Source organism: Cytobacillus sp. QJM3NY_8, assembly GCF_056173585.1.
On record NZ_CM149681.1, the window covers coordinates 4585882 to 4598243 of the forward strand.

Genomic DNA, 12362 nt, shown 5'->3' on the forward strand with positions numbered 1-12362 from the left:
TCGGACTGATAAAAGCAATGAGAAAACAGCCCCCTTTATGGAAGCTGCTGATTTTATAAGATAATCGCCGCCAGCCATCCAAACAGGATGAGCGGAATGTTGTAGTGAAGAAATGTTGGTACACAAGTATCCCAGATGTGATTGTGCTGTCCATCTGCATTCAAGCCCGCTGTTGGCCCCAATGTACTGTCTGACGCAGGCGAACCGGCATCTCCAAGAGCAGCGGCTGTCCCTACTAGAGCAATAGTTGCCATCGGACTGAAGCCAACCTCTAGTGCAAGAGGCACAAATATGGTTGCAATAATCGGGATGGTTGAAAATGAAGATCCAATTCCCATTGTAACAAGTAAGCCGACAAGGAGCATAAGCAATGCAGCAAGTGATTTATTATCGCCGATGATTCCTGCCGCCTGTTCAACCAGGCTTTCAACATCGCCTGTTTCTTTTAATACATCTGCAAATCCAAATGCAGCCAGCATGACAAATCCAATAAATGCCATCATCTTCATGCCCTCTGTTAAAAGCTGATCTGCCTCGTTCCATTTAATAGCACCGCTGATATAAATAACTAAAATACCTGTCAGCGCCCCAAAGATCATTGAATCCAGCTGCAGCTGTACAATGAGAGCTGCTGCAATCGCAACGAGAGAAAAAATAATGCCCTTTTTTGAGTAATTGCCTTTCTCCGTCTCCATTAATTCTGATGGACGATAATCCCTTTTTTTACGGTAAACAAATAATGCAATTAAAAGACCAGCTGCCATGCCGGCTACAGGAATAAGCATGGCTTTCGGAATGTCTGCCATCTCTACTGCCAATCCGCTATTCTCCATATTTTCTGCGAGTATCCCGTGGAAAATTTGGCCAAATCCCGCAGGAAGCAAAATATACGGAGCTGTCAAACCAAATGTCAATACAGATGCTATCAGCCGACGGTCCATTTGGAGCTCATTCATAACCTTCAATAAAGGCGGAATTAATATCGGAATAAACGCAATATGAATTGGAATCAGATTCTGAGAAAAAATAGACATTAATAAAATGGAAAATATGATGAGTGCTTTTGATAAGGTTTTCCCTCTGGATTCCCCGTCTTTTCCGACCTTTGCCAGGACCCAGTCCACTAATAGATTCGGAAGTCCGGTTGCGGAAATGGCTAAGGCAAATCCGCCCAATAACGCATAACTTAATGCAACCTCTGCACTGCCGCCGAGCCCATTTGAAAAAACTTCAATGGTTTTATCTATGCTTAAACCGCCTGCCAGCCCGCCTGCCAATGCACCAGCCACAAGGGCAAGAACCACATTGACACGCAGAAGGCTGAGAACAAGCATGATTAAAACTGCAAGTATAACTGCATTCATGATGATACCCTCTTTCTGTACTTATGTCCCATTATACTTTACTATGCTAAATTGGTAGAGAACTAAAACACAATTATTAAACTATCATATTTCCACATTTTGTGTCAATGATTTTAGGCAGATTCAGAAATGGGAGTTTACGCCAAGACGCTGTTTTGGCCGATAAATCGACGGTTTTAGCCCCGTATTTTTGGTAAACCGGCCGGTAAAGTTCATTTTTAAAGTGCCAAGTCAATTTAGGCTAAAAAACTGCATAAAAAAACTCCGGATCTCTCCAGAGTCTGTTTCATCGTTATTTTACTTCAAATCTTTCAACAAGCAGTGCTAAAGTACGCACCATAACGCCTGTAGCGCCGTCTGGTCCAAGATCATGGCTTTTTGATGTTGTGGCTGTACCGGCAATATCAAGATGCACCCATGGTGTGTCCTCGGCAAATTCGCCGACAAATCCTCCGCCCATAATGGCATGGCCGGCACGTCCTGGCGAATTGTTAAGATCCGCAACTTTGCTGCTTCTGATTCTTTCTTTATCTTTTTCAAAGAGAGGCAGGCGCCAGATTGGTTCGCCAGCTTCATAGGATGCTTCCAGCACCTGCTCAAACCACTCTTCATTATTGGTTAATGCACCTGTTGTTTCTTCCCCCAGTGCAACAATGACACCGCCAGTCAGAGTGGCAACATCCACCAGGTAGTCCGCTCCATGATGCTTTGCATATGTTACCGCATCAGCAAGAGCCAGACGCCCTTCTGCATCCGTGTTAAGAACTTCAATGGTTTTCCCGCTCATGGATGTGATGACATCATCCGGCTTAAACGCTGTTCCGCTCACCATATTATCTGTAGAAGGAATAACAGCGACAACATTTTGTTCAGGCTTCAGTTCGCCGATGACTTCCATTGCGCCAAGCACAGCCGCCGCTCCGCCCATATCGGTTTTCATACCGACAATGCCGTCCTTTGGTTTAATGGAATAGCCTCCTGTATCAAAGGTAATTCCTTTGCCCACCAGGCCGATGACATCCTTCCATTCTTCCTTGCCCTGATATTTAATGACAATCATCTTAGGAGGCTCTGCTGATCCCTGATTTACTGCCAATAGAGCACCCATGCCAAGCTTAAGCATATCCTCTTTTTCAAGTATTTCCACTTCAAATCCGTATCTCCATGCCAGTTCAGAAGAGTAATTTGCCAGATCAGTGGCGGTCAGCATATTGCCTGGCAGGTTGACTAATGTACGGGCTGAGTTCGTTCCTTTTCCGTGTGCATACCCTACTGTAAGGGAGGCCTTTACATCTTCCTCATCTGCGGCTTCGCAATAAACAGCAATACTTTCAATATCTTTTTCGGGTTCGTTCGATTTCTGTTTGTAATCTTCAAACTTATAGGTGGAAAGCGCAAACGCCTCGCTGGCTGCATGGGCTGCATCAAGCGCATCTACATTTCCTCCGATAAATGTATCAAGGTAAACACCCGCATTTTGAAGCTTGGACGATTTCACTTCCTTAAATGCCCTGCCCAATGCTTCACGTAACCCTTCAAAGCTGAATTCTTTTTCTTTTCCAAGGCCTACTGTAATTAATCGTTTGGCCCCAATTTTTCCAAAAGTATGTATTTTTGCAATGGCTTTTTTCTTGGCAGAAATATCTCCGCTTTTCACCAAATCTGTCAGCTGGCCGTCAAATTGGTCATCTGCACGGGCCAATACACCTTCAAGCCTGGCTGGTTTATCGAAGACACCAACGATCAGGCATTCCTGTTCGGCTGAGAAGTCAAATTCTTTCTTTACTGAAAACATTTCTGGCACCCCCATAGTATCTTTTTCATCTTATTATATCGAAAATACTGAATTATTTCGACTATCTAATTTTATGGCATTTCTATTTTTGCTAATCTTCCAAATACAGGACCAGCTGCGGCAGCTTAGGAAGAGTTTCTATCATTTCAAATGGCAGCCGATCGATATTTTCCGGAAAAATAGTAAGGCATTCTTCAATAAACCCATACACATGCTCAAGATTAATCCCCCAGTGTTTAGGGCGGTAAGACTGCAAGTATTCCTGTGCCGCCTGCATCATCAGCCTTGCTCCTTTTACATTGCCGTATTCATAATGATAAATGCTGACACTCATTTGCAGCAGGCCTTTCAGAAATAAATTGCCTTTGTCCGTCATCCACATTTCCTCAAGAAGATCATGGCATGTGTAATAGTCACCTTCATTGAAACTGACAAAGAATTCGTAGTATTCAAGAGGATAATCTTCCATGAAACCACCCCATATTCAGGACTTCCTATCACTATCATTTTAACAAAAAGAATAGAGACTATCCTATATATACAAATCCTTAAGTATATTCTTTAATTATTGGGTAAAGAAAATAGAGACAGAAAGGAGAATGTTATGGATCCTCTATTATTTGCCGCCTTCTCAGCAGGATATATCCTGCTGTTCTTCTGGGCGCTAAGCACTGTTAAGGATAGCGGCCTCATTAGTGCTGTCTTCCTGCTTCCTGTACTTCTGGGGTTAATTTACGATAACGGAATTCTGGCTGCTGGCCGTTTTATCGGGGAGGGCAGCACTTTAAAATATCTGAATTATGCCCGTTTTTGGATTCACGCTTTTTTCACGCCACTGCTTGTACTCTACTCCTGGAATACTTTAAAACAAGCAGATCTAGAATGGGCCAAAACAGGCACATTTAAATGGATTGCCTATTTGCTTACTGCAGGATTAATTATTCTGGAACTTGCTGCTGAGGTATTCGGACTTAAACTGGAAGCAAGGCGGGAATATGGTGTTCTCAGCTATTCAGGTACAGAGGCACCAGGCGGCCCTCCCGTTATGGTACTGATCGTATCTGCTGTGCTGCTGGCGGCATCTGTTGTTATTTGGCGCAAACAGGGCTGGTTCTGGTTTTTTGCCGGAGCTGTATTGATGATTATCGGAAGCGCCATTGATATTCCAATTGAAAGTGCAGCTGCAGTGAATGCCTTTGAGTGGCTTCTTTTGTTTTCCCTGACAGCAACTTCGTATTTTCAAAAAAAGCATCGTTTAACAAAAACTTAAAATAGATCAGCTTGCAGGAAGGAACAATCTGTTGGAGAATATTAGTTAGTATAGCTTTCGGCAGTTCCTTAAAAAATGCCTATTCGAAGCTGCAGCGGGAGTATCATACACTCAAGAGGTGGTCTCACATGGAGTTATTGACAAATTTTCCCTTATGGTCTGCATTGGCAGCCATCTTCTTTGCCCAATTTGTAAAAGTGCCCATTCAATTTATTGCCACCCGAAAAGTGGATTGGTCCCTTTTGACAAGTACTGGAGGGATGCCCAGCTCACACTCAGCAGCAGTAACTGCCCTTTCAACCGGGGTTGCACTAGAGACCGGAATGGAATCCGCTGTTTTCGCTGTCTCAGCCGTTTTTGCCATTATCACAATGTTTGATGCTACCGGAGTACGGCGTCAGGCTGGTGAACAGGCGATTGTACTAAACCAGCTTGTAGCCGACTTCAATAAATTCGTTGAAGAAGCAAAGACATGGCAGAAGAAAGAAGGCCAAGAAAAACAGAAAGAATTGAAGGAGCTGCTTGGCCATAAGCCGATAGAAGTTCTATTTGGCGGCCTGACTGGAATCCTATTGACTTTAGCTCTTCATTATTTATTTTCGTGAGGGTGTGATTTATTTTGAAAATCCTTTCTTTATGCCCAAGCAACACGGAATTAGTGGAATACTTGGGATTTACTGATATGCTCGCGGGGGTGGACGATTATTCGGATTGGCCGGACCGAATATCCAGGTTGCCCCGGCTGGGCCCTGACTTGTCTATTAATATGGACAAAGTGGAGAAATTAGAGCCTGATCTTGTGCTGGCATCCCTTAGTGTACCCGGCATGGAAAAGAATGTAGCAGAGCTTGAAAAAAGGCAGATTCCCCACATTGTTTTAAATCCTCAAAGCCTGGCAGATATTGAACAGGACCTGATTCTGACTGCAGAGAAAATCGGAAAGCCAGAAAGAGGTATTTTGGCTGCTGAAGAGTTTGCGGCAAAAATTGAGGCACTTAAGCTCATCTCAAGCAGAATTGAAAATAAACCGAGCCTCTATTGGGAATGGTGGCCCAAGCCTGTATTTACACCCGGCAAAGTCAATTGGCTGACGGAAATCAGTGAAATTTCCGGTGGAATGAATTTATTTAGGGATATTGAGCTTGCGAGTGTCCAGACCGATTGGGAAGATGTCCTGAATCGGCAGCCGGATTATATCTGTCTCGCCTGGGTCGGTGTCAGAAGAGAAAAGGTTAATCCGGATATTGTCCTGAAACGTCCAGGCTGGAGTGAAATGGAAGCAGTTAAGCAGAACAGAATTCTGGTTCTGGAAGAAGAACTTTTTTGCAGGCCTTCACCTCGGCTGATTGAAGGAGCCATAAAATTAGCTAAAAAAATCCACCCGCAGGCATTTTCTAAGATATAAAAATAAAAAGGCAAATCCGATTATTCCCGCGGATTTGCCTGCATTCCGTATTTATTTTTTCTCAGATTTAATATATTGCTGTCTAAAAACCTGCATGGATTCATTTTCATTCAGTAACATTAATTCTTCTTCAGTCAGGGTACCATCGCCCATTTCAACGATGTAAACATCGAGTGTTTTCTTTCCCCAGTTATTATAAACATCATCTACCGTTTCATAATAGAGATCCAATTTATTCCCCTTAATAGCACCGCCTTTATCGGCTACAACACCATACCCATAACCCGGGACAAACAGGATCGTTCCAATCGGAAAAACATTTAAATCTGCTGCAACTGTAGAGTATAAATCTCTTTTAACTTTAACTCCTGAGTATGTAATTCCAAAGGACGGGTGATCCGGATTTTTGCCTGTCGACTCGTAAAATGCCGTATATCCAGTAGCTATTACTTGTTTTTTCTGATACTGCGACCAGTCAATCGATTCTTCCAGTGTCGGCGGCTGCTCAATTGCTACAGCTTCACTCGCAGAAATCTTAGGTTCCAGACTCACTGCCTGCTTCAAAAACTTAAATGCTACGCCAACCGATTTTAATGTATGGTCAAACTTTGAATTTCCATCTTCGCCAGCTTGTTCAACATCACTTTGATGCAGCTGAACAATTGATCGGGCTTCCACTCCGGAAATCGAATGGAATGTTGTCAATAACGCGCCTATAAATAAGGCTGACATTACCGAACGTTTCATCCATATTTTTAATTTGCTCATCTATTACACTCCTCCCAAAGTTATTCATTTCCCATCTTCGAGAGAAATATTCATAACTTATGGGAGCGGAAGCCTCCGGGCATCCGTTTTTAGACAGGGCTAAAGCCAGTAATAGCATAGGGTTGGGCGATTTGATCACACTAATCAAAAAAAATAAAAAATCCCTGCCGTCAGCAGAGATTTCACATCAAATTTAAAACATCCGATATCCTTTTTTACGGAGCAGCCTAATGGTAATTCCGGCAACGATGGCGCCTGCCATTCCGCTGCTTAATATGAGGATGTCAGCCAGAGCGAGGCTGGACAACTCAACGCCAAGACTGGAAAACGATTCTCCCGGGTCCTGAAAATACTCAATAAAACGAACTTTATCGATGATAAAGATAGCGATAATTGGATAAATAATGGCCATGATCCAGGACATTCTTAACAGCATATTTAATATAAAACCTATCCCAAAAAACAGCACAAAAAATAGAAGCATTGAAATAGGCAAAACGAAAATCGTCATTTGCATGAACTTATTTCCTCCCTTAGCACATCAATATTTAGTGTACTTTAATGTAGATTAGGGAGTCAACAAGAAAAGTGGGCGGGCCAGCACACCCGCTATTTAGAAAACTGGAAGCGCCTTGCCCATCCCCGAAACCTCGAGGGGGTAGTCTACTTTTGTTAGACAGTTATCTAACTTCAGAAATTATACATTCTTATCCTTTGAAAAGAAAAACTTCGCATTCCGCGAAGTTTTTGGTTTATTCCTTTTTCTTTCCTGTACCACCGCAGCAGCTGCAGGTTTCAGATCCACCTAACAATAATTGGAAATACCCTTTCCCTGAACAATACATACACTCTTTATTTTCATAATTCTTAGCTGTCATTTCATTCATCTCCTTATTTCGTAACTGAATTTTCTGATAATATACCAAGGATATGAAGAAATGAAAAGCACCATATTTCATGAAAAACTACCGTTGGAAACGCATACAAGCATAGTTTGCTTCATATTTCTCGTTCTATCTTAAAATTTCAGAAAATTATAAAAATAGTTTATATGCAGTGTATCCAAAAGTATCTCCGGGATTAATGCCGTTAATTAAAGGTTTTATGGAGGAATCAGAAGGATCTAATATGTATTTTAAAAGAACTGATGCATCCGGGTCTTCAGCAAGCTCTTTCGGATCGCGATACTGCACATCAAAAAGTTCACTTTCCTGAACTTTTAATGATTGTCCAGGCTCAGCTTCCAGCAAAAACATAACCATATTATCACTGACCTCCCCTTTGAGAACACCTGTACGCAATCCAAGCAAGCCTTTCACTGAACATTTAATTCCTGTCTCTTCTTCAACTTCACGAACTGCAGCTTCATCAGCTGTTTCGCCCGGCTCGACAAATCCGGCAGGCAGAGACCATTTGCCTTTAAGGCCTCCGTATTTCTTTTTAACGACAAGCCAATAACCTTCAGGTGAAATAACGAGCCCTGAAACCGCCAGCCAGACCTTTCCCCGTTTATGTTCCACTCCCATCCGATAACCTCCTTTTTAACTAATTCTATCACGAAAATTTGTCCATTAAAAAAGGGACAGACTAAATAGTCCATCCCATTACTATATATGATAGCCGATTTATTAAAGAACGTTGAATTTACCTTTTTTCAATACAAGTGAAGGCCCGCCAACCATGTAAAGAGCACGGTTATCGATCATCTTCTTCATGAATGAAGCTTTTGTACCAACCATTTTCTTGCCGAATGCAACACCGATGGCATCGTGTTCACCAAGAGAACATACAGTACCTTTAATATCTGGAGTAAATGTTTCAAGTTCAGTTTTATTGCGGATTAAAGCAGTAATGTTTCTTGCACACACTTCACCCTGCTGCATAGCGATTTGCGCAGTAGGAGGGTATGGACGGTTAATTTCTTCATTGATGATTAATGAGCAGTCTCCGATGATAAATAAATTATCATGGCCAGGAGCACGCAAATCAGGCTGTACTTTTACACGTCCGCGCATTGCTTCAATACCGGAATTCTCAATAATAGAATTTCCGCGTACACCTGCAGCCCAGACAACAGTTGCAGCTTTGATTTCTTCTACTTCATCTTCGCCCTTGCCAACAATGATGCCTTCAGGAGTAGCTTCCTTAATAGCTGTTCCAATCATGAATTGTACGCCTTTTTTCTCCAAGTGAGAAACAGCGTAATTAACAAGCTCAGGATCGAAGCCAGGAAGAACCATTGGCGCTGCTTCTACGCAAATGATTTTCACTTTGTGGTAGTCCACATCGTACTCTTTGCAAAGCTCAGGAACACGGTTTGCCAATTCTCCAAGGAATTCAATGCCGGTAAAGCCTGCTCCGCCGACAACAATTGTCAGGCGCTCGTCTTTTTTCTCAGCGTCTGTATTGTAAGTAGCAAATTGATATTCAATATGCTCGCGGATCTGACGCGCAGCATTTACATTGACAATAGAAAATGCATGTTCCTTAAGTCCTTTAATACCGAATGTTTCCGGCTCAGCTCCTAGGGAAACAACTAGATAATCATAGTCAATTTCGCCACTTTCCAAAATGACTTTCTTTTCTTCTGTTTTAATTTCCAGAGCAGTTCCCTGAACGAATTCAACTTTGTTGCGGTCAATAACATCTTTTATATCATAGCGTACACGATCGTGATGAAGTGTTCCGGCTGATGCTTCATGCAGCCATGTTGTTTCATAATGGTAGTCATTCTTGTTCACTAAAACGATTTCTGCTTCGTTTGTTCCTACAGATTTCTGCAAACGGGTTGCAACCATCAAACCGCCGTAGCCTGCACCGAGGATAACAATCTTTGGCTTTCTCAAGTGTATCACTTCCACCTTTTTTAAGTATTTTCTAATGTTTTCTTATCTTCCACTGCTTTATATTTTTTATAGCAAAAAACATAAAAAAACTTTGTGATGTTATTCACGAACTAGTTTAAAAAAACTCAACAAAATTGTCATAAAATATTAACATTATTCCTCCATTACATCTTATTCTACTTCATATAGTTTTTCAAGCCTAAAAAAATAGACGAAAAACTTAAAAATTTTAAGAAAACCTAAAGAAATATACGTGTTTTTAATTCAGGATCTCCATTTGAAATCTTCCAATTATTCATAATATTTACCTCGATTGATGAGGTTTTAAACGATTTATGTTAGAATAAAGAGTGGAATTTCAATACATACGCGGGGGGATATTGCATGAAAGAAGATCAAAAGGTGTATGACATAACCATCATTGGCGGGGGGCCAACTGGTTTATTCACTGCTTTCTACGGAGGCATGAGACAAGCATCAGTAAAGATTATTGAGAGCTTGCCGCAGCTTGGGGGACAGTTATCTGCTCTTTATCCTGAAAAATACATATATGATGTTGCCGGCTTCCCGAAAGTCCGCGCCCAGGAATTAATTGATAACCTTAAGGAACAAATGGCTAAATTCGAGCCTACTGTATCACTTGAACAATCTGTTGAAAAATTAGAGAAACAAGCTGATGGAACATTTAAGCTTACGACCAATAAAGAAGTGCATTACTCAAAAACCATCATTATCACTGCCGGCAATGGCGCGTTCCAGCCTCGCCGTCTAGAACTTGAAAGCGCAGCTCAATACGAAGGCACGAACCTTCATTACTTTATTGATGATTTAAGTCAATTCGCCGGCAAGAAAGCAGTTGTATTCGGAGGCGGGGATTCTGCAGTAGACTGGGCATTAATGCTTGAGCCTATCGCTGAAAAAGTAACGATTGTACACCGCCGCGATAAATTCCGCGCGCATGAGCATAGTGTAGAAAATCTGCAGAACTCTAAGGTCGAAATCAAAACACCTTATGTGCCTGCTGAGCTTATCGGTGACAGCGAAGGAATCAAACAGGTTGTCCTCGAAGGTGTTACTTCAAAGGAAAAAGAGGTATTCGATGTTGATGCTGTGATCGTAAACTACGGATTCGTTTCCTCCCTTGGCCCAATTAAAGAATGGGGTCTTGAAATTGAAAAGAACTCCATTGTTGTTAACTCAAGAATGGAAACAAATATCGAAGGCATATATGCTGCCGGTGATATCTGCACATACGATGGAAAAGTGAAGCTTATTGCCTGCGGTTTCGGTGAAGCGCCAACTGCAGTGAACCACGCAAAATCCTACATCGATCCAAAAGCGAAAGTCCAGCCAATGCACAGCTCTTCCATGTTTGGCAAATAAAGAAATGCGGAAGCTCCTTGCTTACCCAGATACATCGAGGAGGCAGGCTATCAACTTTCTTTCGATAAAAAAGGACGGCCCTTCGGGGACCGTCCTTTTTTGAGATTACAAAGATATAGTTCGAAATTATTCCAGTAACTGTCTAGAAGCGTTAAAGGCAGTATTTAGCACTCTTCCGGAGTACCTGTATTTGAAGCGGTACGGAAAGATGACCCACAACCACAATTTGCGATTGCATTAGGATTATCGATTGTGAATCCTTACGACAGTTTAAGCACAGATTAAATAGCGCAGTATCAACGTTTATATGTATTTTTAACGATTACGGATCGCAAATAAGATTGTTATTAACGAAACTCAATGACGAATAATGTTGTTAAATCAATAGTACCCAAAGGACCCGCACAATTCAACAAATTTCTGCGCAGCTATACCGTAATTAAGTGAATAGAGATCCAGTTAGACGGAAATATTTGCGTCAGAATCGCCCACAGCAACACAGGAAAGCGCCCAGGATCGCAGACTGAGCGCAATATTATTCTAGATGACTAATATCGATTTCCTGCAGCAGCTGCATGAATTCTTCAAACGCTTTTATGACATCAGGCGGCGCACCTTCACGTAATTGTAAAGATCCAGCAGATCCTATAACCCATTCGTCCCAGTATGGCGGTTTCTCAATATCCACTCTGATCACCCTTTTGCCGTTATGTTTATCGATTAATTAGCAGCATGCTGCGATTAGATCCAGCGCTGACATCTCATTGATTCGATTCATTATAGACATATCGCGGATCGGCATTTCTATGGCCTTGCCTTGGACGTCTGCTCTGTATATTGCGCCATCTTGGGTAACAGATTCGATCACCAGGACGCCATCTTCTAAGTATGCTGCACGTTTAGGATCCAGAAGAACACCTTCAGTTTTAATTCCTTCACTCAATAATAGTTCGATTTTCATTAATACTCCCCCTGAACCGATAATATTTTCACCATTTACAGTGAATATTTTCCCTAATTTCAATATTATAGGACAAGTAGAGTATTTGCAATATAAATTTTTAGAATATTCATAATTCGATATCGTATAAAAAATAGTGCCTACTAATGGCACCTACAAATTGAAGAATTCGTCAGCTGTCGCATCCGGATCAATCTCTTTAATAACATTCATGATTTTCTTAATGGTTCTGGATGAAGGCTGCCTGTCACTATCAGCCGACGCAAGATCACTAATTGTATTGCGGCCAACGCCAGCCCGCTTCATCAGCCATTCCTGTGTGATTCCCCGATCATCAAGCCATTTCCCTAATTTACTGCGAGACTTTACTGTTAATTCCATCGTCATCCCCCTGCCTTAATTGTTTTATATATCCGATGTGTTTATGGTTACATTTTACCATGCCTTCCCTATTTCGACTCCAATAATCGCTGTTCCTGCTTTCTAATCACCATTGCTACATTTTATTACGGAATGTTGCTCCCTTCTCCCCTTTCGTGTCTCGCACGGGCCTGCGCGCATACATACGCA

General features: G+C 41.9%; 15 protein-coding genes and 1 pseudogene. 4 read left to right on the plus strand and 12 right to left on the minus strand.

Annotation, left to right across the window (positions count from 1 at the left end; translation table 11 throughout):
• Window positions 1-53 precede the first annotated feature (53 nt).
• From AC0VZ9_RS23490 to AC0VZ9_RS23500, 3 genes are all read right to left on the minus strand, one after another.
• On the minus strand, window positions 54-1364 hold the full coding sequence (locus AC0VZ9_RS23490; RefSeq protein WP_009331676.1) for a Na+/H+ antiporter family protein: 1311 nt from the start codon (window positions 1362-1364) through the stop codon (window positions 54-56).
• 292 nt (window positions 1365-1656) lie between these two features.
• Window positions 1657-3159, minus strand: coding sequence for a leucyl aminopeptidase (locus AC0VZ9_RS23495; protein WP_009331677.1), 1503 nt, complete (start codon window positions 3157-3159; stop codon window positions 1657-1659).
• A gap of 91 nt (window positions 3160-3250) precedes the next feature.
• On the minus strand, window positions 3251-3628 hold the full coding sequence (locus tag AC0VZ9_RS23500; RefSeq protein WP_009331678.1) for a DUF309 domain-containing protein: 378 nt from the start codon (window positions 3626-3628) through the stop codon (window positions 3251-3253).
• Window positions 3629-3763: 135 nt separating this feature from the next.
• On the opposite strand from AC0VZ9_RS23500, the gene AC0VZ9_RS23505 reads away from it, so the two are divergent.
• From AC0VZ9_RS23505 to AC0VZ9_RS23515, 3 genes are all read left to right on the plus strand, one after another.
• Window positions 3764-4429 carry a hypothetical protein gene (locus tag AC0VZ9_RS23505; protein WP_071156688.1) on the plus strand — a complete coding sequence of 222 codons (666 nt, stop codon included), beginning with the start codon at window positions 3764-3766 and terminating at the stop codon, window positions 4427-4429.
• Window positions 4430-4557: 128 nt separating this feature from the next.
• A complete protein-coding gene (locus AC0VZ9_RS23510; protein ID WP_009331680.1) occupies window positions 4558-5034 on the plus strand; it encodes a divergent PAP2 family protein in 477 nt (158 codons plus the stop codon).
• 14 nt (window positions 5035-5048) lie between these two features.
• Window positions 5049-5834, plus strand: a complete 786-nt coding sequence (locus AC0VZ9_RS23515) for a cobalamin-binding protein (protein WP_009331681.1) — start codon at window positions 5049-5051, stop codon at window positions 5832-5834.
• 51 nt (window positions 5835-5885) lie between these two features.
• On the opposite strand, the gene AC0VZ9_RS23520 is transcribed toward AC0VZ9_RS23515, so the two are convergent.
• From AC0VZ9_RS23520 to AC0VZ9_RS23540, 5 genes are all read right to left on the minus strand, one after another.
• The gene (locus AC0VZ9_RS23520) at window positions 5886-6602 is read right to left on the minus strand and encodes a 3D domain-containing protein (RefSeq protein WP_475396764.1); all 717 of its coding nucleotides are present in this window, start codon (window positions 6600-6602) and stop codon (window positions 5886-5888) included.
• Between the two features lie 193 nt (window positions 6603-6795).
• Window positions 6796-7119, minus strand: a complete 324-nt coding sequence (locus tag AC0VZ9_RS23525; RefSeq protein ID WP_009331683.1) for a YuiB family protein — start codon at window positions 7117-7119, stop codon at window positions 6796-6798.
• A 235-nt stretch (window positions 7120-7354) separates the two neighbouring features.
• The gene (locus tag AC0VZ9_RS23530; RefSeq protein WP_019380032.1) at window positions 7355-7480 is read right to left on the minus strand and encodes a YuiA family protein; all 126 of its coding nucleotides are present in this window, start codon (window positions 7478-7480) and stop codon (window positions 7355-7357) included.
• Window positions 7481-7636: 156 nt separating this feature from the next.
• The gene (locus AC0VZ9_RS23535; RefSeq protein ID WP_071156686.1) at window positions 7637-8128 is read right to left on the minus strand and encodes an NUDIX domain-containing protein; all 492 of its coding nucleotides are present in this window, start codon (window positions 8126-8128) and stop codon (window positions 7637-7639) included.
• Window positions 8129-8230: 102 nt separating this feature from the next.
• Window positions 8231-9448 (minus strand): NAD(P)/FAD-dependent oxidoreductase, encoded by a 1218-nt coding sequence (locus AC0VZ9_RS23540; protein ID WP_009331685.1) that lies wholly within the window; start codon window positions 9446-9448, stop codon window positions 8231-8233.
• Window positions 9449-9832: 384 nt separating this feature from the next.
• Between AC0VZ9_RS23540 and AC0VZ9_RS23545 the strand changes: the two genes are divergently transcribed.
• Window positions 9833-10831: an NAD(P)/FAD-dependent oxidoreductase gene (locus AC0VZ9_RS23545; RefSeq protein ID WP_009331686.1), complete on the plus strand. Its 999-nt coding sequence runs from the start codon at window positions 9833-9835 to the stop codon at window positions 10829-10831.
• A 164-nt stretch (window positions 10832-10995) separates the two neighbouring features.
• Here AC0VZ9_RS23545 and AC0VZ9_RS23550 read toward each other — a convergent pair.
• From AC0VZ9_RS23550 to AC0VZ9_RS23565, 4 genes and pseudogenes are all read right to left on the minus strand, one after another.
• A pseudogene (locus tag AC0VZ9_RS23550) lies at window positions 10996-11091 on the minus strand (iron-sulfur cluster assembly accessory protein); the annotation flags it as partial.
• A 275-nt stretch (window positions 11092-11366) separates the two neighbouring features.
• Window positions 11367-11519 carry a hypothetical protein gene (locus AC0VZ9_RS23555; protein ID WP_475396765.1) on the minus strand — a complete coding sequence of 51 codons (153 nt, stop codon included), beginning with the start codon at window positions 11517-11519 and terminating at the stop codon, window positions 11367-11369.
• A 36-nt stretch (window positions 11520-11555) separates the two neighbouring features.
• A complete protein-coding gene (locus tag AC0VZ9_RS23560) occupies window positions 11556-11792 on the minus strand; it encodes a hypothetical protein (protein WP_475396766.1) in 237 nt (78 codons plus the stop codon).
• 153 nt (window positions 11793-11945) lie between these two features.
• Window positions 11946-12173, minus strand: coding sequence for a helix-turn-helix domain-containing protein (locus AC0VZ9_RS23565; protein ID WP_475396767.1), 228 nt, complete (start codon window positions 12171-12173; stop codon window positions 11946-11948).
• Window positions 12174-12362 lie beyond the last annotated feature (189 nt).